Origin of the sequence: Eubacterium sp. 3_1_31, from assembly GCF_964249515.1 — a bacterium.
In the GTDB taxonomy this organism is placed as follows: domain Bacteria; phylum Bacillota_I; class Bacilli_A; order Erysipelotrichales; family Erysipelotrichaceae; genus Longicatena; species Longicatena caecimuris.
This window is the reverse complement of record NZ_CAXUBY010000046.1, coordinates 1-21,541: the sequence shown is the minus strand read 5'-3', so window position 1 is coordinate 21,541 and position 21,541 is coordinate 1. Positions and strand designations below refer to the sequence as shown.

Sequence of the window (21,541 nt, the reverse complement as noted above, 5' to 3'; positions counted from 1 at the left end):
TGAATTTCATATAGGAGCAGGTAAACTGTATTTATCCCCAATCATCGATTTACATAATCGTGAAATCATATCCTACAACATATCGAAAAGTCCTAATTTTAAACAAACAAAGGACATGCTTGATCAAGCATTTGACAAACATCTAAACCTTAATGGATTAATCTTTCAATCTGATCAAGGATGGCAATATCAAATGGAAGTTTATCATAAAAGCCTAGAAGAGAAAGGGATTATTCAATCCATGTCACGTAAAGGAAATTGCTTAGATAACTCTCCTATGGAGAATTTCTTTGGTAAGATGAAGAATGAAATGTTTTATGGACATGAATATGAATATAAAACATTAGAAGAATTAGAACTTGCCATGGAAGAATATATTACGTATTATAATACTCAGAGAATAACAACCAAATTAAAAGGATTAACTCCTGTACAATACAGAAATCAATCCTTATTAACTACTTGATTTAGCTTATTTACTTTTTGTCCAAATAATTGGGTTCACTTCAAAACAAATCTTTATAGTTTTTATTCTTTTTATAAAATGTATCCAAACATTTTCCACTCAGTGAGTGGAAAATCTGTTCCATTACTTAGTTGGACTCATTATCGTACTTTAATACAAGTAAAAGATGAAAAAGCACGTAACTGGTATGAAAAAGAAGCTGCTCAACAAGCTTGGAATGTTAGAACCTTATAACGTAATATTGCATCACAATACTATTACCGTTTACTTAAATCGCAAGTAAAGGATCCAGTAGTTGAAGAGATGAAACAATTAACAACAAAATATCAATATGACAAGTTAGAATTTATTAAGAATCCAGTGATTGCGGAATTTTTATCTTTACCAACTGATACTTCATTTACAGAAACAGAGCTAGAAACAAGTATTATTAGTAACTTGCAAAAATTCTTAATGGAACTAGGAAAAGGATATGCTTTTGTTGCACGGCAACAACATATCCATACGGAAAAACAAGATTATTTTATTGATTTGGTCTTCTATAATTATTATTTAAAATGTTTTGTGTTAGTCGATTTGAAAACAGAAAAAGTAACGCATCAAGATGTAGGGCAAATGGATATGTATGTAAGAATGTATGATGAATTAAAACGAACAGAAAGTGATAATCCAACCATTGGCATTATCTTATGTTTAGAAACAGATGAAGATATTGCACGTTATTCAATATTGAAAGGTAATGAACAATTATTTGCAAGCAAATACAAGTTGTATTTACCATCCGATGAAGAATTAAGAGCAGAAATTGAATCACAGAAAACAATATTTGAATTACAAAATAATGAAAAGTAATAAGTATCTTGCGAGGTTATATTTATGTAGAGATCAATAAATAATACTATTATTCCAGTAACGATTTTCACGTGTAAATAAAGTTATAATTTTACGCACTAATGACTAACTTCTGTTATTTCCTTGTTGCATTACTCATAATTACATACAACTGCATACAGATAAAATATACATGATAGATAGAAGCATATAAAAGACGTAGATTTTCCGTGAAAAGTCGTAAAAAGTCGTGAAAAAGTCGTGAGAATGACCAGTTATCGTAATGATAGTTGGTCATTTTTTTGAAAATGAGTTTGATTTCTTGTGATGTGGTGTAAAAAATGATAATATGCTAAAATAAGATATAGCTATCATCTACACTTATATAGTACGAAATAAGAATTTGTGAGGACAAGGTTATGAACTTAAACAAAGAATTATACAGTATAATTTTTAAAAGGAAATCGTTTCATTTATTTAGAAATATTGGAAATGATTCTATATCTGCAAATGACATTGAGAATATCAAAGAAATATATAAGACACTTATCCCGCTATGTCCCGATATAAAAACAGCAATTAAAATTGTTCCTGCGAATGAAACTACTTGTAAACGTGGTCAACAGTTCTGCATTTTGCTATACAGTGAAAAGAGAGATAATTATTTGCAGAATATTGGGTATTTAGGCGAGCAATTAGATTTATACCTTGTTTCACAAAACATTGGAACACTATGGTTTGGAATTGGAAAGACGAATGAACCGTCATATGATGGTCTTGATTTTATCATAATGATTGCAATATCAAAAGTAGATGATGAAAGAAAATTCCGCAAAGATATGTTCAAGAGCAAACGAAAGTCTATGGATGAAATTTGGTTGGGAGAACCACTTGGGGGAATATCTGATATTGTTAGATTTGCCCCCAGTGCTTGCAATACACAGCCCTGGTTAGTAGAACATACTGATACCCTTTTAAATGTTTATAGGTATAAAAAGCAAGGTAAGCGAGGAATAATGCCTGCTGATAAAGTGTCTTTCTATAATCAAATTGATATTGGAATTTTCTTATACTTTCTTGATTTATGCTTGCAACATAAAGATATAAAGTATGAAGTACAATTATACACAGACAATGGGGCAGATGAAGAAAAAACATTAAACGCGGTTTATAAAATACTTTCATAATTCCCGTTATAAGATGTCATAATAAAGGCAATGAAAGACATATTTGATTTTGAGGAGTTTATGATGACAGAATTATTTGATGTATTTCCATATATAGAAAACGATAAAGTAATTATAAGAAAAATGGACATGAACGATGTTGCAGCATTGCCAGAGATTAGCAATAACGACAATGTTTATAAGTACATATCACCGTTTTTATATAAGGAAAGTAATAAAATGTTAGAGACTGCGATTAAAAATTTAGGTGGAAGAGATTTTGAGAAGAAAAAGCTAATAATTTCTAATGATGGAATATTTAGCAAGCAAAATTGGAATTACAACACTTAACGCATTTGTATAGAAAAATGTAGATAATTTGAATATCCGATAATTTCCAGTTTGTAAAGCGAATCTGAAGTATGACGCGATGTCATGCTTTTTTTGGATTGTCTAGTGTAACTCAAATAAAAAGATATTTCAAGAATAGACTTTTTAAAGGTAATAAGTCTATAATGTAAGAAAGTATGAAAGAAGATACAACAATACCAATAACAAGGCAAATAGGTAAATTAGAAGTTGATGAGGAGGTTTTGTATGGGGTTGTTTGATAGGTTTAAAAAGAAAAATTCAGAAAAAGATGTAGTTAAGAAAAAGCAATCAGCAGAAAAAACAAATAAAATTAAAAGTGGTACAAAAAGAAAAACTTTAGTTAAAGATTTTGATGAAATTTTTGAAAGAGGAAACGAAGAAGAAATAAAAGCAATATTTGAAAAATGCGATATCAATGCATATGGTGGGTACGATAAAACGAATGCCCTTTCTTTTAAACTTTCTGAAAATATAATGAAATGGCTTGTTGAACAAGGGGCAGATATTGATTATAAAGACACTTATCATAATACACCGCTCCACCACCAAGTGATAAATCCAAACGGAAATCCTGAATTTTTAATTCGATTAGGTGCCAATATAGAAGCTGTCAATTCAAGAAATGAAACACCATTATTTTATGCTACACAATACTTTCGTCTCAATCATCTAAAAACCTTAGTTGAAGCAGGAGCGAATATAAATGCTAAAAATGATATGAATCAAACACCATTACTAAAAGCAATGGCTGTTGCAAAAAATGCGAATATCCCTGATTTGGTTATAATGATAAAGTATTTAATAGATAAAGGTGCGAAGTTAAGCGGCGAAGAGCAAAAACAAGTAGAAAGAATCGGAACTGATTTTGAATGGTTTAGAGATCGTATAAATAAAGATTATATCGATGAAATAGAAAGCAGTTTAAAAGAATTATATAAAATTTTTAATGTGATGCCAATTCCCAAAAGAGTCGTATATGATGGAAAATCAAAAATTAAGGTCAAAGCTAAAAAGTGGGAAGATCAGCATGAAGAACTATGGCAACTACTTGTTCCATCATGTGGACATGCTTCAACGTTACAAGGAGAAGTGATTAGAATTTCAGGTAAATTATCACAGGAAATACTTGATAATGGTAAGATGAATTGGGATAAAGAGTATCTACAAATGGTCCAAGCATTATTGGGGTATTTAAGTCAAGGTAATCAATTGACAGAAAGTGAAAATAATGAATTTATAAATATCATCAACAAAATCAAACAAAATCATGCTTGGAATGATGAATTAAGTAGATTAAGCGAATTATGTGTAAAATGGGTGTTATTGAATACAGAACCTATACAATTAGGTAAAGCAGAGTATAAACGCTAAAAATCCAGTTTGTGTTAAGTATTCAACTTTGAATAACGTTTGTTTGTCTTGTATTAAATTAGATGACATAATAAAAAAGCCATGTGTAATATATGAATTAAAGAGTATAAAATGCCTTATCAAGTCGTGAAAATGATAAATCCGAACGCAAAAGAGGATATGGAGTTTTTACAGGAAGTATTAAAAAAGTACGATTTAGATAATGCGGATGAGTAGTCTTTTTCCTCTTTGCAGAAGATACAGTAAACAAAAAGCCCGATCAAGAGTGCAAAGCACCACTTCTGAAGAAGTGGTAGGCACTCGACAGGACTTTTTCTTTTCTATCTTTGATACTCAAGAGGACTATAGGAATATTTTTGAAAATTTATAATTTTGTAATAAGCAATATTTAGTATTAATCCAGTCTTTTGACACTAGATAATGCATGTAAAAAAATTTTGACACAGATATTTTGTGTATTCCAAACATTTTTGATAGACAGCAAAGCATAGAAGTGGGATAGTAACTGCGAAAGGAATGGTGTTATGAAAATAGGTGTAAAGTTAAAAGAAGCAAGGTTGCAAGCAGGTTTGACACAAGAAAATGTTGCTGAGGAAATTCAAGTTACACGTCAAACAATTTCAAATTGGGAAACTGAAAAATCTTTTCCGGATATTGTTAGTGTAATTAAATTAAGCACCTTATACAACATCAGCCTTGATAAACTGTTGAAGGGGGATGAGGAAATGATAGAGCATTTAGAAAAGAGTACCAATATCGTAAAAAGCAATCAAAAATTGATAATAGCGATTATTGCAAATGTGATGATGATAATTGCTTTTATACTATTCAATGGGCTAATAATTAGCAATCAATACTTGATTATGGGCGGTTCTGCTCTTGGTATCATTGGTACTTGCTATTTATTTTATCAGATAATTAGAAAAATCTAAGGAGGAAAGTAAAATGATAGTAGTAGCTTCGATTATGGTTTTTATGGTTTTGCTCGGTGCTTTTACTTTAATGTATCAGATTTTCAGGTTAGTAGTTCTCGATGCAGAAAGCAGAGGAATGAAACACCCTACATTTTGGGGAATATTCTCACTAAGTGGCAATAATGGCGGTGGTGGGCTTATATTATATTTATTGGGAAGAAACAGATTTCCGGCTAATATGACAGAAACTACAAAAGAATCATTCGATTCTCGAAAAAGGAAAGCTGGATTGTCTTTGTGCTTCATAGCAATAGGTACAATCGCCTTGATTTTTATTGCTTTATTTGGAAATCTTTAATTAGCAAACAAAATAAGAAAAATTAAAATCAATTTATTTGGCTCATACAAGTATCATGTCTTGTGCGAGCTTTTTCTTTCTCTCTTTTTCGCATTTCCAAAAGGTATAAATGGTACTCCGTTTATATTCCAAATTTGCGGAAAGAGGGTGAGAGACAGATGAAGATATTGCACGTTATTCAATATTAAGAGATAATGAGCAATTGTTTCAAGTAAATACAAATTGTGTTTACCGCCCGATGAAGAATTAAGAGCAGAAATCAAATCACAGAAAGCAATATAGAGGTTATATTTAGGGAGATATTAATAAATTTCCAGAATACTTTTATGAATTAAGATTGAAACACAATAACTAATAAAGGATTATTTGAAGGGAAGTTCAATCAAAAATGCCCATTGACTATTTTCTCATATGAAGAACAAGTAAAATTGCACCCTTTACAAAGCGTGGATTTTTCAATAGCAGAAAAAAATGACAACGCTTATAACAGCATGATATAATGCAGATAAAGAAAAATTTGAATTTAGAGGGATAATTGATTATGAATAAGGTATGGTCAGAACTGAATAAAATAATGCAAGCGCAAATCAAAAAGAAAGATACCTATGAAGCAGGCATTGCTACACTATTTGATTTGCGAAATCAGTTAATGGAATGCTTAACATCCTTTCATAAGGAATTGAGTAGAAAAGATTTTGACGCAATTCCGTTTATAAACACAGACGGTTATCATAGTAAAACGATTGCATATTCAATTTGGCATATTTTCCGAATTGAAGATATAGTTGCTCATACATTGATAAATGAGAGCGAGCAAGTTTTTTTTGCGGGAAACTATCAAGAACGTATCAATTCACCTATAATTACAACAGGAAATGAACTGGTAAAAGAGCAGATTGCAGATTTTTCAAAACAGCTTAACTTGAAAGAACTTTATTCATATATATCTGAGGTAAAGGATAGCACTGAGAAGATAATCAATAGTTTATCTTATGATGAATTGAAAAAGAAAATATCAGAAGAAAGAAAAAAACAGTTAAAATTATTGAATGTTGTAAGTAAGGATGAAAATGCAAGTTGGCTCATTGATTATTGGTGCGGTAAAGATATTCGTGGGCTAATACAAATGCCATTTTCAAGACATTGGATTATGCACATAGAAGCAAGTTTGCGTATAAAAAATAAGATACATTCATAAGCACAAATCGCCGTTTTTAGAACTAAGAAAATTGGAAATTAGAAATGAGGTGTTTTTATGGAATATCTTAGAGTAACTAATGAGAATATAGACAAAGAGCATATATGCTGTGCTATTTCAAATAACAATGATATTCAGGTATCATCAAAAAAGGCTTGGTTACAAGAACGATTTGATGAAGGCCTAATTTTTCTAAAGAGTGTAGCACGAGGAAAGTGTTTTGTTGAGTATATTCCTGCTGAAAACGCTTGGAACCCAATTGTTGCAGATGATTTTATGTATATTAACTGTCTTTGGGTAGCTGGATCATTCAAGGGGCACGGATACTCAACAGACTTATTAAATGCGTGTATTGAAGATAGTAAAATCAAAGGAAAAAAAGGGGTATGTATTCTATCTTCCAAAAAGAAAAAACTCTTTTTAGCTGATCCTAAATTTTTAAAATACAAAGGTTTTACCGTTTGTGATGAAGCAGATAATGGTATTCAATTATGGTGTTTATCATTTGACAGCAATGCTTCTTTACCTAAATTCAAAGAGTGTGCGAAACACCCTCACATTGATGAAATGGGATATGTTTTATATTATACCTGTCAATGTCCATTTAACGCAAAATATGTCCCTATTGTAGAAGAAGTCGCAAAAGAAAAGGGCGTACAGTTTAAAGCTATTCATTTGCAAAGCAAAGAACAAGCACAAAGTGCACCTACGCCGATTACAACGTATGCTCTGTTCTATAATGGGAAATATTTAACTAATGAACAGATGAATGATAAGAGATTTTTAAAGTTGTTGGCAAAATAAATTCCGTTTATCTTATTAGTGAACCCTTAAAAAGGGTGATATAATGGCAGATTTTAAGTATCAGGGTTAATCTATTTATGATGAAGAATACGGGCAGGGAGAACCACTTATTTTCTTACATGGCAATACGGCTTTCTCTAAAATGTCTGGACTTCTTTTGCCGTTGTACATAGATAAATTCAGAATAGGATAGTTGATATTAGCTGTCCTGTTTTACGTTTAAAATGATGGATTTTATAAATATTTGGTAAAAATAGTGCTAATTTCTGGTGATGTGGTATTAAAAATATCATCGTGTTATAATGAGGCATATAGGTAAATTTGAATTCTTGAAAATGAGGAGAATATGTGATGAAAGACGTATTAGAATTTGCTAATAGAGATGAATTTAGAAAATGGTTATCTTATAATTGCTTATCAAACGAGGGCGTTTGGATTTTATTTAGAAAATCAGGAGAACCAAAAACAATAAAGGCAAATGAAGCACTTGAAGAAGCATTATGTTTTGGGTGGATTGATGGACAAATGCAAAGACTTGATGATAAAACTTATAAAAAATATTTTTCAATGCGTAGGCAAAAAAGTAAGTGGTCGGAAAAAAATAAAGCATTAGCAGAAAGCCTTGAAGAAAGAGGTCTTATGACTGAATATGGCAGAAATAAAATGGAAGAAGCTAAAAATAATGGACAATGGAATGCACCAAAAGCTCTTGAAATAACAGAAAAACATATATTAGAAGTATTGAATGTTCTAAAAGAATATGAACTTGCTTATAAAAATTTTCAATCAATGTCTCCATCAGTTAAGAAAACTTATACGAAAGCCTATTTTGATGCTAAGACGGATAAAGGTAGAAAAAAGAGAATTGATTGGATGGTAGATAGACTTAATAAAAATTTGAAACCAATGTAGCAAATTGAAAATACCAGTTTGTTTGTAACTTCGGTAAACTACCATTATTTTCTCATTGATTTTTTATAATCGCATACAACTGCATACAGGTAAAATTTACCCACAAGATAGACGTAAATAAAAGATAGACTTTCTGTAAAAATTGTGAAAGTGGCGAGTTATGGTAATACAAAATTGGTCATTTTTCTATCTGAAATTAAAGTTTAATTTCTAGTGATGTGGTATTAAAAATTCCAGAATGTTATTAAAAAATATCAATTTTGAATGTGCTTGAGTCCCAGTTGGAATTGCACAGCCCACATAATTTCAAATTTTATAATCAGACATCGGCTTGTCCGATTTTTATATTAAAATTTTTAAACCTGGAATAAATCTTTCCTATTGTATAAGAGGTAATAGTAAATAAAATTATTAGAGAAAGATAATTATAATATTATATGAGAAATTTTTTACAATAAAGTAACCTACTGTTACTAAGGAACCGGTAATAGTTGCTGGAACAAAGAAGATATTTCTGAAGTATTTGATAAATCATTAATAAAGTTTTGAACGCTAGGATATGCTGATATCTCGATAAACCATATATCTACAGTAGTTTTTATAATCATTTCTCTAGGTGTAAACAACAAAAAAGCATATCCTCATGAGAATATAAATAACTATAATATCTAATAGGTGTATTAAGTTTATAAATTGGCTACCTTATGGTATTACAAATGCTAGTATGCTAGAATGAGGTATATAGATTTTTACGGAGATGATAAAATGGAGTTTAGATTAGCCGTTCTACAAGACTTAGCAGAGATAAAAGATATGTATAAGCAAATCATTGAAAATATGAATAAACAGGATATACAAATTTGGGACGATATTTATCCTTGTGAATTCTTTGAGGAAGATATAAAAAATAAACAGCTTTATGTTTTACTTAATAAGAATGGTATGATCGTATCGGCTTTTGTTTTGCATGATGCAATCTCAAAAGAAAATACAATAACTTGGAGTGATCATTACGCAAAGGCTCTATATGTGGATCGATTAGGTGTAAATGTCAAGTGTTTAAAAAAAGGAATAGCTAGTTTAATGCTTAATAAAGCAAAGGAAATGGCCAAAACATTAGGAGCTGAATATCTTAGACTTTTTGTGGTAGATATAAACAAACCGGCTATCCAACTTTATATAAAAAACGGGTTTATAAAAGCAGATGGTGTTTATGATGAAATATTCGATGATGGTTTTGTGTTACATGAATATGGGTATGAAATAAAGATTATATAAGAATTATTAATCTGGTTTCCATAGAAAATAATAAAATCTTAGGTTGCCAAATGGTAAAAGATACAATAATAGAAAAATGAGTATGGCAGATAAAACACTTAATACAGAGGAAATAACAAATTTAATCAAGCTATCATTATATGATTTTTTTGATGAAAAGTATGAAAGGGAATACCTGTGAAAAAAGGTGGTGAAGCATAGATGTATGAGTATAATGACTGTTATAAAAGTATTATATAGATATACATAAGCCGTATGAAAGATCATGCTAATCACTGAATAATTTACAATAATTAGAAATTAAAACAAAAAATACCAATATAATAGCTAAAAAATAATAAGCGCTTACAGAAAAATTAAATTAGCTATTGCATTATAAAAATTTTTATGGTAATTTATAAATGTAATGATGGTGATGTGATTATTAAGTTAAGCAAGACCTGTTTACAACATATATTTTGTTGTATCCGTCTTGCTTTTTTTGTACGCAAAAGGAGGTTATATCATGCAAATCTATAAAGTGATCAACAACAATATGGTGTCAATACGTACTTCTGAAAATCAAGAAATTATGTTAAAAGGTTTATCTATCGGTTATAAAAAAAGACCCGGTGATGAAGTAGATGAAACCAAAATAGAAAAACGATTTGTCTTAGAAGACATCTCTTTGATCAGAAGATTCAACCAAATGTTTACAGAGATTGATAAACAATTGATAGATGCCTGCATTGATGTAACTTCGATGATTAAAGAAAAGTCCAAAACAGAATTAAGTGATGCGTTATATGTAACATTATTGGACCATGTCAATAATTTAGTGGATCGCCTGCAACAAAATATATCATTTGATAATTCTATTTTATGGGATTTACCGAGAGTATATCCCGATGAATATAAAATAGCAGTCCATGCAGTGAAGTTGTTGAATGAAAAAATGCCATATAAAATAGATGAAGATGAAGCCAATTTTATTACATTGCATATCGTAAATGCAGAGAAATCAAATGATATGCATAAGACATATCAAATGACTGGTTATATTGAAGATATTTGTGACATAGTGGCAAGTGATTTCAACATAGCATTTGGTAATACAAATGATTATCATTATAACCGCTTTGTGATGCACCTACGATTTTTAATCGAAAACATACAATTGCATGTTGTATTGGATGTACAAAATGAAAATGGCATTTTAAATACGTTAACGGATAAATATCCACAAGTTTGGCAAGTTGTTCAAAAAATCAGCAATTATATTGATGCTTGTATGAATTATAAATTGAATGATGAAGAAAAATTATATTTAATGATTCATCTCGTACAGATATTTACGAAAAAATGAATGGTTAAATATAAAAATGAAGGAAAGGAGAGGATAAAAAGAAATTCTATATAGTTACGGCCGGCTTATAGAATATTTAAAAAATAAGATAAGAGAAAAGGATATAGATGAATGATTTTAGGAAAGGAGAAAATATTAGAAAATGTTCTAATTAAAATAAAATTTATATGGATAAAAATAAAACACTAGCACAAGATGTGCTTCAAAAGATAGGCGGTAAAGAAAACATTATTTCTGTATTTCATTGCGCTACCCGTCTAAGATTTGAATTGCAAGATCAAACAAAAGTAAATGAAGAAGAATTAAAAAAAGTAAATGGTGTTCTTGGTATTAAAAAAGCCGGAACCAGCTTTCAGGTCATCATTGGACCAAATGTGTCATTGGTTTATGATGAATTATGCAATATGGCAGAATTGGATAAAAAGGATGAAATTAAAGAAAATTTGGATGATGTGAAAGAAAAACGTAAATTTTCTTTTAAGTGGTTATTTGATGTCGTAATTACCTATATCATGAACTCTGTCGCTCCTATCATCCCTATATTGATTGGTGCATCTATTTGGAAAACGGTAGTAACTTTACTAGGACCTGATATGTTCAATGTAATATCAAATAAATCTGATTTCTTTATTACCTGTAACTTCTTTTTTGAAGCATTATTCTATTTCTTCCCACTGTATATTGGTTATACAGCGGCAAAGCAGTTAAAGGTAAATCCTATGTGGGGTATCTTCTTAGGGGCAATGATTATTACACCGAGTTTTATGGCTCTTGTCGGTGTGAGAGAGTCTATTAGTTTCTTTGGTATCAATGTTCCTGTATCCAATTATTCACAACAGTTTTTACCGGTACTGATTGGTGTATGGATCTTTAAATATGTAAATAAGTTCCTTACAAAATATACACCGACCATGATAGCTTCATTAATCGTACCAATACTAAATGTCATGATCATGGCTATTGTGATGTTTGTATTCTGTGCACCGTTGGGTTCTTATTTGAGTCAGTTGTTGAGTGATTTCTTTATGTATTGTGCAAACGCAGCAGCACCAATTCGAATTATTGCTTTAACGATCTATACGGCATTAAATCCGTTTATGATTTTATTTGGATTGCATGTGACTACCTATGTTGCGGCTGTTACAGCTGCTGCTCCAATTGGTTTTGAAGCATTTGTTTTACCGGCTGGAGTAATTACTTCCTTTATTATTTATGGTATGGCATTGGGCGCAGCGTTTAAATTCAAAAAGAATAAAGATATTCCGATGGGATATTTTGTATCTGGCTTTGTAGCGGGTATTACCGAACCATCGCTCTATGGAGTTTGTTTAAAATCTAAAACATCCATCCTGGTATTGGTTATATGCAACGCTATCGGAGGATTACTGCTAGCTGTATTTAATATTAAATGTGCATTGATGGCATCTGTTAACATTTTATCCGTAGTACCGTATTTCAGTGTTGGATCAACATTTAATGTTGTGGCAGGAACCATTATTGCATTGGGTTGCTGTTTGATGGCGGCTTTAGGTGTAAACTTTTTTGCAAAATTTGATGAACAATAAATGAGGTGTAGAAAATGACAAAAGTAGAATTTATAAATCACAAGGATCAGCCTTTATATGCAACTATAAAAGATGTAAACAACAAAGACTTAGCAACTAAAAGACCGGAAGTATTCGATAACGATTATGATGGGCATTCTATCTTATCTTTGGCGGATATTATCGCTATGGTATTTCCAAATGGAGATGTTACTCAAAAACCAATGCTTTATATTCGCCATACGGATATGATTAAAAATCAATATCGCTTTGGCGATATCGTAGAATTAGGTGATACATACCTTGATGTACAAAAAGGGGTATATCATGAAGAAGAAATTGCGCAAGCAGGAACAAAAATAAGTGAATATCACGAATTTGAGGATGGCATGTATGGCTTTGAATCAAAAGAACCATTCTCACAGTTAAAGTTTAATGAAGATTATTTTACCGCAAAGGAAGGAAATGTATTTTCCATAAAAGGAGAAGGATGGCCTAAGACGATTTTTGAACATCAATCTATGTACAATCATGTCGCAACGATTATACGTCCTGCTACGGTTAGTGGAGTATATGAAGGTAAACCAATCTTTGGATTAGGTGAACATGATCGCCTATTTATTCCGACAGAAATCAATGGCTTTGATGGCATAACGAACAACTTCGGCTATGTTTATATGAATATGATGGGAATTCGTGAAGATGGACGCAGAGAACAGGCGCTGATAAGTCTTGAATTTTCAGGAAAGATTTTTGCTTACTATTATATTGATGGAGAAGAGCCGATTTTAACCGATCATGTCACAATGGAAGCAGAATGGGAGCATTTACCATATGTTAATGATGGTACATGTGTATTTAAAGATGCAATCTTTAGATTCTGTGGAAAAGAATTTCATTTCGAAGGGAAATGGGGATGCAAAGGATTTACACCAAAACCACGTGTGGAAAAGCATGGGCAGTCACAAATTTTTGGTACATGGTATGAAGGGAAAATACCATACCGCCATCGTGTATATTTAACCTTTGGTGAAAATATGGAGGCTTATGATGTTAAGCTAAAAGAATTAGGCTTTGATGTGAAGTAAAGGAGACTTATATGAAAAAGAGTGTATTTAGAGAAGATTTTTATTGGGGAGGGGCTACGGCATCAAACCAATGTGAAGGTGCGTGGAAACAGGATGGTAAAGGAGAATCCTGTGCCGATCATTTTACGGTCGGTAAAGTTGATTCCCCACGAAGATTTACAAAAGAAATAGAAGAAGGATCGATTTATCCATCTCATTTTGCAGTTAATCATTATAATCAATATGAAGAAGATATAAAACTCTTTGCAGAGATGGGATTTAAGATGTATCGTTTGTCTATCAATTGGACACGTATTTTTCCAAATGGAGATGATCAAAAGCCTAATCAAAAAGGTTTAGATCATTACCGCTCAGTTTTAGAACTATGTAGAAAGTATGGTATTGAACCGTTAGTTACAATGTCACATTATGAATTTCCTTATCATTTAACAAAGAAGTGGAATGGATGGGAAGATCGAAGAACGATTGATTGCTTTGTTACATATACCAAAACGATTATGGAGGAATATAAAGATTTGGTAACCTATTGGTTAACCTTTAATGAAATCAACACACCTTTGATGGGTGGCGGTGTTACCATGTCACTAGGTATGATGCCAAAAGAAGAAAAACTATTCTTTGGCAAAGGAGATAAAATCACACCTAATGATGCAAATCTTATTGTAAATGGCATGCATCATCAATTTATCGCTTCTGCAAAAACGGTAATTGAAGGGCGCAAGATAAACCCGAATTTTAAATTTGGTTGTATGATTGCCAGCAATGTCGTTTATCCATACACTTGCAAACCGGAAGATGTCATGAAGGCGTGGGAAGTGCAACAAAGAACCAACTATTATTGTGGTGATGTCATGGTTAGAGGTGAATATGCACCTTTTACTAAGTCTTACTTAAAAGATTTACAGGCAACTATTCATACATTGCCTGAGGATGATGCTATCCTTAAAGAAGGTGTGGTAGATTATTATGCATTCTCTTATTATATGTCCGGCTGCGGTACTGCGGATAAAGAAATTTTAGAGAAAAACAAAAGTATTTTCTCAACTGCCAAAAATCCATATTTAAAGGCTTCTGAATGGGGCTGGCAAATTGATCCGGAAGGACTTCGCTATTACCTAAATGAAACATATAATCGTTATAAAGTGCCTTTGATGGTAGTGGAAAATGGTTTAGGCGCTAATGACAAGCTTGAAAACGATACCGTTCATGATAGCTATCGTATTGATTACTTAAGACAGCATATTCAGGCAATGGCAAAAGCGGTGGAAGATGGTGTAGATATTCTTGCCTATACAATGTGGGGATGCATTGATATTGTTTCTGCATCTACTGGAGAAATGAAAAAACGTTATGGTTTTATTTATGTCGATATGGATGATTGTGGCAAAGGTACTTTGAAAAGATATAAAAAGGATAGTTTTTATTGGTTCAAAAAAGTTATCCAAAGCAATGGAGAAGATTTAAGCGATTAAAAAATAACTTTAAATTTAAATGAAATTTTATATCTAATTTTTGATTATCCGTATAAACACTATACTTTCAAATATTTTGAAGTATAGAAAAGCACTCATTTTACCACGAATTTACCATAATTAAACGAGCCTTGATATGACTATAAATAACACTAAAAAGACCTCACACCTAAACGGTGTCTTTTTTAAAAGCAGTCAATCATAAGACCAACTGCTTTGTAAATATAGATATTAAATTGTTAAGCTGAGATTTTACTTAGATTTATCTTTCACTGGTTTGCTATTTTCATCATTTTCTCCTTCAAGCCATGCCATTATGCCAAAGTTACAAAATGGATAAATTATTACTTCTTTATAAACTTCTTGCTCACAACGAGGGCAGATGACATATTCTTCACCTTTTACATTTTTTAATTACCGAAATGCCCTTTTTTATTTGCAAATTACATGTCTTATAGCTTACCATGTTTTTCGTATCTTGCGACTCTTGATATTTTGTTATCCTCATCTACAAATACTACTTTAGGTGGATTTTTCTTTACCTCTTCTGGAGTCATCTGTGCATAGCACATTATGATTATCTTATCACCTGTCTGAACACATCTTGCAGCAGCTCCATTGAGACATATCATTCCGCTGCCTCTTTCTCCTGCAATTGTGTATGTCTCAAATCTGTTCCCATTATTTATATCTACGATACTTACCTTTTCATACTCCAAAATTCCGGCACTGTCAAGTAAGTCTTCGTCTACAGTGATGCTTCCTACATAATCAAGTTCTGCTTGAACTACTGTAGCTCTGTGTATCTTCCCCTTTAACATTTCAAATGTCATATTTAACCCCCGTTTAACCTTCGTAAATAAAGTTGTCAATCAATCTGGTTTTGCCGATATAAACTGCCATGGCAACTAGTACTGGTGCTGTCATCTCCTTGACCGGTTTAACTGAAACAGCGTCTACAGCCTGAACATAATCTATTTTCGCCATAGGCTCAGTTTCAATAAGCTTAATCATTTCTGATACAATTTTATCTGTATCTTTTTCTCCTGCTTTTGCCATATCTTCTCCGAGCTTAACTGCTTTGCTTAAAATTAGTGCCGCCTTTCTCTCATCTTTGCTTAGATATGTATTTCTTGAACTCTTTGCAAGACCATCCTCTTCTCTAACTATAGGGCAGCCCACAATTTCGATATCAAAGTTCAAATCTCTAACCATTCTTTTTATAATCGCAAGCTGCTGTGCATCCTTTTGACCAAAGTAAGCTCTGTCGGGATTTACAATATTAAAAAGTTTAGATACTACTGTGCCTACACCCCTGAAATGTATTGGTCGTGATTTTCCACAAAGTTCCTCTGAAAGACTTTCTATGTTTACATATGTTGAAAAATCGTCAAAATACATATTTTCCGGCTCAGGATTAAATATTAAATTAGCACCTGCCTCCTCACATAGCATAGTATCCCTTTCCAAATCCCTCGGATAGCTTTCCAAATCTTCCCCTACTCCAAATTGAGTCGGATTTACAAAATCACTGACAACAACTCTATCGTTTTCTGAAACAGCCCTTGTAATTAAACTCTTATGTCCTTCGTGCAAAAATCCCATAGTAGGAACAAGACCTACTGTAAGACCTTCTTTCTTCCATTCTTTGACTATAACTCTCACTTCATCTACGGTTTTTACTATTTTCATCGTTCTATCTCCTAATATAACTTGTTAATTACATCTTCTGAAATTTTAAATGTGTGTTCAGGTGCTGGAAAGCTTCCCTGTTTAGTTTCTTCTATATATGCAGCAAAGGCTTCTTTCATTACATCTCCTACCTTTGCGAATTGTTTTACGAATTTAGGTGTAAAGTCAGAGACCATTCCAAGCATGTCCTGATAAACGAGAATCTGTCCATCGCAGCCAGATCCTGCACCTATTCCTATTGTAGGAATATTAATGCTTTCAGAAATAATTTCCGCTAATTTTGCAGGTACGCATTCCAAAACAATCGCAAATGCTCCTGCTTCTTCAACAGCTTTTGCCTCTTCAATGAGTTTCTTTGCTCCCTCTTCACTTTTTCCCTGAACTTTAAAGCCTCCAAAAACGTTCACTGACTGAGGTGTAAGTCCAATATGTGCCATAACAGGAATTGAAGCAGCTGTAATAGCTTTAATCTGTGGACAAACAGAGGCTCCACCTTCTAGCTTTACTGCTTGACATCTTCCTTCTTTCATAAGTCTTCCTGCGTTATACATGGCCTCTTCAACTGAAACTTGATATGACATAAACGGCATATCTCCAACTACTAAGGCATCTTTGGCACCTCTTGTAACTGCTCTTGTATGGTGAATCATATCTTCCATTGTTACCGGCAAAGTATTTTCGTATCCGAGCATAACCATGCCAAGAGAATCTCCAACGAGAATACCGTTAATACCTGACTGATCCATCAATTTAGCTGTCGAATAGTCATAGGCTGTCAGCATTGTAATCTTATCGCCCTTAACCTTCTGTTCTTTAAAAGTGGATACTGTGTTTTTCATTTTTAATTACCTCCGTCATCTTCAAATAGTCACTGTCTAAATGTTTTTCCTGTGCAATACTGAGAAGCTTTTCTGAAAGCAAAAGATATATCATCTCATATCCCACCTTTTCCTCAGACTCGTTTATCCATGCTGCCTTAATAGCTTCAATGTGTTTTGTGATAGTCGACAAATCATTTCGCTCAACAGGACCTGTGAGGGCAGCCGCAACCCCTTTTTCTGCCAATGTGTCGGCATTTCCAGTAAACAAAGGCACTAAGGCTTTCTTTGCATCTTTTTTATCAAAGCCGCATTTTACAAGCATTTCAGCCCCCACTTGAAAAAGTCCGTTTACGAGATTGCTTACAACTACTGCACCGCAGTGGTAAAGAGATTTATTTTCCGCTCCCATTGCGATTACCTTATTTCCTGCTCGCTCAAAGATACTCTTAATCTCATCTAGATTCTCTGCCGAACCCTCCACAGTAAAATAAGCCTTATTCAAGTGTTTCCATGATTCGCACTTATCACTTATTGCATATAGGGGATGTACCGAATAGATATTTGCACCGAGGTTTTCACCATCAAAAAAAACGGTTGATGAAATCGAACCACTGCAATGACAAATATTTTTATTTTTAATATCCAGATTCTTCATATAATCCCATACTTTGCTTATCTGTCCATCAGGCACAGTAATAAACAGGGTATCACTGTCACTTAAGATATTCTCTATACTCTTATATAGTTTTGTGTTAGTAAAATCTGCTGCTGATTTAGCTGATTCCGGTGATTTGCTGAAGTAACCCGTAATCTCTACGCCGTTTTCCTTCAGGTATTTTCCAAGGGAAAATCCTACTTTCCCCGCTCCGATAAATCCTGCTCTCATATCGATCACTCCTTTCTGGGAAGTGACAATCATGAAAATCTGCATGGATGAGGTCTCGTTCAAACTGATATAATCCTCATGGTTTAAAAATAAAAAATATGTGGTATAGTTTCTGTTCGAATACTATCTACCCATTACTATAGCACCTATTTAAGTGATTGTACAGAGAAAAAAATAAGGCACCACTCTAACTAATTTATCATTAAAGTGATGCTAATATAAATCGTGTTATTTAGCTTTTCTGTATTTAATCATTTTCACAATCTGAATTATCAAAGTCGGGATAAAAATATAAAGCATGACAAAACACTTCTTCATTTTTCGCTTGATTACCCACCACAGAAAAGAAAGAACCCTGTAAAGAGCCTTACCACCATTGGTGGTGCTTTGCACTCTTGATTGGGCTTTTTGTTTGCTGTATCTTTCATGCAAGAGGAAAATTAAAGTCCTCTATTCCATTTCTCTTTTAGATAATCTTCATAGTCCGTTTCATTAAAATCTAATTGTGGCGAAGTGTTGGGAATGTTGTTTCTGTTGTCTATATCTGCAAGCTGACGGAATATCCAATCATCATAAGGGTCGTGATATTTATACTCTTTGGGCTGTTCTCTGTATCGGTCTAACCCTCGCATTTCCTTATGTACTTTCATCATGCGTTCCAATTTCTGACGCTGTATCAACTGCTTGATTTCCATAAGTTCTTCCAACTCTACTACCTCACTAGAAAGATAATTGCTAATGTATCTAATCAATGTAGTTTCCATGTAAAATCTACATTCTTTTTCGTCATTGAAAAATTCATTTTCAGACAAATAATCTAAGGAAACATTAAAATCCTGTTCTCGTTTGATAACGTCCATGATATATGGCTCGGTGTGGTCAATATATTTCCATTCCCCCGACAATAATTCATTCGGTGTTACTCCCAGCACGTCCATTATCTTTTCCAATGTATCAAAGGTAGGATAATTCACACCTCGTTCAATCTTGGAAAGGCTCTGCATATTGATACCGATTTTATTGGCAAGTTCCTGTTGTTTCATTCCCCTGTGTTTTCTTATGATTTGTATGTTTTCTCCTAAGAAACTGATTTTCTTTTCATAATACTCCATAACTTAGTATAACCGCTCCTTTCGTTGCTTTTATTGTCATTTATAAGCATATCATACTTAATATATATCGAAAAGTCAATCGAAACTTCTTGACAAGTAATTCTAGTGGCGTTATTATCTTATCAGACAGAGTGATTAAGCACGCTAGGGTCAATCACACACTTGAGTAAGCATATATAAGAGATGTTTTCACTTTGATAGCATGAATGAGCATGGACTATCAGACTAAAAATAGGGTTTCTGACTGGGGCTGTTTCGTTTAGCCACGAGCCTCTCAAGGCTCGTGAGCGTTAAGAACGGAACAGACACAGGAAGAAAGGGAACGCCTTTAGGCGCTCGTAAAGGGCGTATATGTAACACCGCCCTGCGTATACATGTCATAGTACCTAGAAACTGTGATAAATAAAGGAAAAACACGATTTTTACCCCGCAAAAAACGGGGCATACGAAAGGAGAAATGCACTATAACTACACACAAAAATTTATCCGTTAAGATTGATTACATCAGCATTGTATTTGAAACGGCAACCGCTGAAGATGTAATCATGCACATTTTAGATTTACCGACTGACATTTTCAATGTTTATCCAGCAACGATAAAATTCAAGACTTATCAAGCACGCTGGCAGGTTGGAGATATTTATGTATCGGGAGACGCAAGAAAGACAGAGGATAACCCACAGGGGCTAGGCTGTTATCTTGTTATGACTGGCAGAGGTTGTGATGATATTTTCCGTATTCTCAACAATAGGAATTATACCTTTGGGGATATGTTCCGACGCTGTGAGCGAAGATACGGACTGGATAACTTCCATTTCACAAGACTTGATATTGCCATTGATGATAAAAACGAAAAACCATTCTTTACCATAGAGCAGATAAAGAAGAAATGCGAAAAAGAGGAATTTATCTCGAATAGTGAGGGCTACCACTTTGACGAAAGCAAGTTTGATGATTTCGACACCGCAAAGACTGTTTATATCGGTGCTGGTAAATCGGGATTGTCCTACCGTTTTTATGATAAAGATAAGGAAGTCTGTTCAAAGCATAATAAGACACTTGATGAAGTCGGCAGTTGGAAACGGACAGAAATGCAACTGCGTGATGATAAGGCTCATGCCTTTGCCATGACATTCAAGGACAGACCGCTGGAACTTGGGGAACTGGCTTTCGGACTATTGGCAAACAACCTACGCTTTGTCGTGCCAAACAGAAATGAAAGTAATAAGAGCAGATGGAAAACGTGTCGGTTTTGGGAACGCTTTTTAGGGGCTGTGGAAGTCTTAAAACTGCAAGTACCGAAACTACATAATTCTCTTGAGGAAACACAGCAATGGCTCACAGAGGGTGGCGTGATTTCCGCTGTGAAAAGTTTTTACTTCTTGGAAGAACATGACGCATTAGGTGGACTGGAAAAAGTGGGAACTATGCTTGATAAGGCAAGATACAGCAATTCCCTTTCCAGCAAACTAACCGCCCACTTACAGAGGATAGACCGCACCGACCTTATCCCCTATATCCAGTATGACACGAAACATGGGAAAGGGGGTATCTGATGAATAACAACGATATTCCTGTATGGGAAAAATACACCCTTACCATTGAAGAAGCGTCAAAGTATTTCCGTATCGGAGAAAACAAGTTAAGACGCTTGGCAGAGGAAAACAAGGACGCTGGCTGGCTCATTATGAATGGCAACCGCATACAGATTAAACGCCGACAGTTTGAAAAGGTCATTGACAAATTGGACGCAATCTAATGCAAATGAGCCTTGTATGTGTTATGATAAACACAAGTCATATCAAGGCTCTTTCCAATAAGGAAAGGAGCAGACACCATGAAAGAAAAAAGACGGGATAGCAAAGGACGTATCCTGCATACTGGAGAGAGCCAACGAACAGACGGAAAATA

General features: G+C 33.4%; 23 protein-coding genes and 1 pseudogene. 19 read left to right on the top strand and 5 right to left on the bottom strand.

From position 1 onward, the window contains the following. From ACESSZ_RS13995 to ACESSZ_RS13920, 16 genes and pseudogenes are all read left to right on the top strand, one after another. A partial coding sequence (locus ACESSZ_RS13995) for an IS3 family transposase (protein ID WP_499842858.1) occupies nt 1-466 on the top strand: 466 nt, incomplete at its 5' end. A 54-nt stretch (nt 467-520) separates the two neighbouring features. Continuing rightward, nucleotides 521-700: pseudogene (locus tag ACESSZ_RS13990) on the top strand (DUF1016 N-terminal domain-containing protein); the annotation flags it as partial. Nucleotides 701-769: 69 nt separating this feature from the next. Next, nucleotides 770-1,318: a PDDEXK nuclease domain-containing protein gene (locus ACESSZ_RS13985; RefSeq protein ID WP_331866680.1), complete on the top strand. Its 549-nt coding sequence runs from the start codon at nt 770-772 to the stop codon at nt 1,316-1,318. 398 nt (nt 1,319-1,716) lie between these two features. Continuing rightward, nucleotides 1,717-2,484, top strand: a complete 768-nt coding sequence (locus ACESSZ_RS13980) for a nitroreductase family protein (RefSeq protein ID WP_008691013.1) — start codon at nt 1,717-1,719, stop codon at nt 2,482-2,484. 63 nt (nt 2,485-2,547) lie between these two features. Continuing rightward, nucleotides 2,548-2,814 carry a hypothetical protein gene (locus tag ACESSZ_RS13975; RefSeq protein WP_008691014.1) on the top strand — a complete coding sequence of 89 codons (267 nt, stop codon included), beginning with the start codon at nt 2,548-2,550 and terminating at the stop codon, nt 2,812-2,814. Nucleotides 2,815-3,060: 246 nt separating this feature from the next. Next, entirely contained in the window at nt 3,061-4,206 is a 1,146-nt protein-coding gene (locus ACESSZ_RS13970) for an ankyrin repeat domain-containing protein (RefSeq protein ID WP_008691015.1), read from the top strand. 524 nt (nt 4,207-4,730) lie between these two features. After that, on the top strand, nt 4,731-5,138 hold the full coding sequence (locus ACESSZ_RS13965) for a helix-turn-helix transcriptional regulator (protein WP_008691017.1): 408 nt from the start codon (nt 4,731-4,733) through the stop codon (nt 5,136-5,138). A gap of 13 nt (nt 5,139-5,151) precedes the next feature. After that, nucleotides 5,152-5,478 carry a hypothetical protein gene (locus tag ACESSZ_RS13960; protein ID WP_008691018.1) on the top strand — a complete coding sequence of 109 codons (327 nt, stop codon included), beginning with the start codon at nt 5,152-5,154 and terminating at the stop codon, nt 5,476-5,478. Between the two features lie 541 nt (nt 5,479-6,019). Next, a complete protein-coding gene (locus ACESSZ_RS13955) occupies nt 6,020-6,676 on the top strand; it encodes a hypothetical protein (RefSeq protein ID WP_008691020.1) in 657 nt (218 codons plus the stop codon). A 57-nt stretch (nt 6,677-6,733) separates the two neighbouring features. Next, nucleotides 6,734-7,480 carry an N-acetyltransferase gene (locus ACESSZ_RS13950; RefSeq protein ID WP_008691022.1) on the top strand — a complete coding sequence of 249 codons (747 nt, stop codon included), beginning with the start codon at nt 6,734-6,736 and terminating at the stop codon, nt 7,478-7,480. A 351-nt stretch (nt 7,481-7,831) separates the two neighbouring features. After that, on the top strand, nt 7,832-8,392 hold the full coding sequence (locus ACESSZ_RS13945; RefSeq protein WP_008691024.1) for a YdeI/OmpD-associated family protein: 561 nt from the start codon (nt 7,832-7,834) through the stop codon (nt 8,390-8,392). A 765-nt stretch (nt 8,393-9,157) separates the two neighbouring features. Then, nucleotides 9,158-9,670 (top strand): GNAT family N-acetyltransferase, encoded by a 513-nt coding sequence (locus tag ACESSZ_RS13940; protein WP_008691025.1) that lies wholly within the window; start codon nt 9,158-9,160, stop codon nt 9,668-9,670. Nucleotides 9,671-10,175: 505 nt separating this feature from the next. After that, on the top strand, nt 10,176-11,015 hold the full coding sequence (locus ACESSZ_RS13935; protein ID WP_008691026.1) for a PRD domain-containing protein: 840 nt from the start codon (nt 10,176-10,178) through the stop codon (nt 11,013-11,015). A 167-nt stretch (nt 11,016-11,182) separates the two neighbouring features. Beyond that, the gene (locus ACESSZ_RS13930; protein WP_008691027.1) at nt 11,183-12,580 is read left to right on the top strand and encodes a PTS transporter subunit EIIC; all 1,398 of its coding nucleotides are present in this window, start codon (nt 11,183-11,185) and stop codon (nt 12,578-12,580) included. 14 nt (nt 12,581-12,594) lie between these two features. Beyond that, entirely contained in the window at nt 12,595-13,647 is a 1,053-nt protein-coding gene (locus ACESSZ_RS13925; RefSeq protein ID WP_008691028.1) for a hypothetical protein, read from the top strand. A gap of 11 nt (nt 13,648-13,658) precedes the next feature. Continuing rightward, on the top strand, nt 13,659-15,119 hold the full coding sequence (locus ACESSZ_RS13920) for a glycoside hydrolase family 1 protein (protein WP_499842857.1): 1,461 nt from the start codon (nt 13,659-13,661) through the stop codon (nt 15,117-15,119). 452 nt (nt 15,120-15,571) lie between these two features. Here the strand turns inward: ACESSZ_RS13920 and panD are convergent, their stop codons facing one another. From panD to ACESSZ_RS13895, 5 genes are all read right to left on the bottom strand, one after another. Continuing rightward, nucleotides 15,572-15,952, bottom strand: coding sequence for an aspartate 1-decarboxylase (panD, locus tag ACESSZ_RS13915; RefSeq protein WP_004847071.1), 381 nt, complete (start codon nt 15,950-15,952; stop codon nt 15,572-15,574). Nucleotides 15,953-15,965: 13 nt separating this feature from the next. Then, complete coding sequence (panC, locus tag ACESSZ_RS13910) at nt 15,966-16,811, bottom strand: pantoate--beta-alanine ligase (RefSeq protein ID WP_004847070.1); 846 nt, start codon at nt 16,809-16,811, stop codon at nt 15,966-15,968. Nucleotides 16,812-16,822: 11 nt separating this feature from the next. Then, on the bottom strand, nt 16,823-17,650 hold the full coding sequence (gene panB, locus ACESSZ_RS13905; RefSeq protein WP_004847068.1) for a 3-methyl-2-oxobutanoate hydroxymethyltransferase: 828 nt from the start codon (nt 17,648-17,650) through the stop codon (nt 16,823-16,825). Beyond that, nucleotides 17,625-18,518 carry a Rossmann-like and DUF2520 domain-containing protein gene (locus ACESSZ_RS13900; protein ID WP_009306604.1) on the bottom strand — a complete coding sequence of 298 codons (894 nt, stop codon included), beginning with the start codon at nt 18,516-18,518 and terminating at the stop codon, nt 17,625-17,627. The genes panB and ACESSZ_RS13900 overlap by 26 nt, the downstream gene beginning before the upstream one ends. A 440-nt stretch (nt 18,519-18,958) precedes the next feature. Further along, complete coding sequence (locus ACESSZ_RS13895; protein WP_004847061.1) at nt 18,959-19,630, bottom strand: helix-turn-helix domain-containing protein; 672 nt, start codon at nt 19,628-19,630, stop codon at nt 18,959-18,961. 494 nt (nt 19,631-20,124) lie between these two features. On the opposite strand from ACESSZ_RS13895, the gene ACESSZ_RS13890 reads away from it, so the two are divergent. From ACESSZ_RS13890 to ACESSZ_RS13880, 3 genes are all read left to right on the top strand, one after another. Next, the gene (locus tag ACESSZ_RS13890; RefSeq protein WP_499842860.1) at nt 20,125-21,186 is read left to right on the top strand and encodes a replication initiation factor domain-containing protein; all 1,062 of its coding nucleotides are present in this window, start codon (nt 20,125-20,127) and stop codon (nt 21,184-21,186) included. Continuing rightward, nucleotides 21,186-21,389 carry an excisionase gene (locus tag ACESSZ_RS13885; protein ID WP_002610247.1) on the top strand — a complete coding sequence of 68 codons (204 nt, stop codon included), beginning with the start codon at nt 21,186-21,188 and terminating at the stop codon, nt 21,387-21,389. Before ACESSZ_RS13890 ends, ACESSZ_RS13885 begins: the two co-directional genes overlap by 1 nt. Nucleotides 21,390-21,467: 78 nt before the next feature. Next, nucleotides 21,468-21,541, top strand: a 74-nt coding sequence (locus ACESSZ_RS13880) for an integrase DNA-binding domain-containing protein (RefSeq protein WP_499842859.1), incomplete at its 3' end; no start/stop codon positions are given.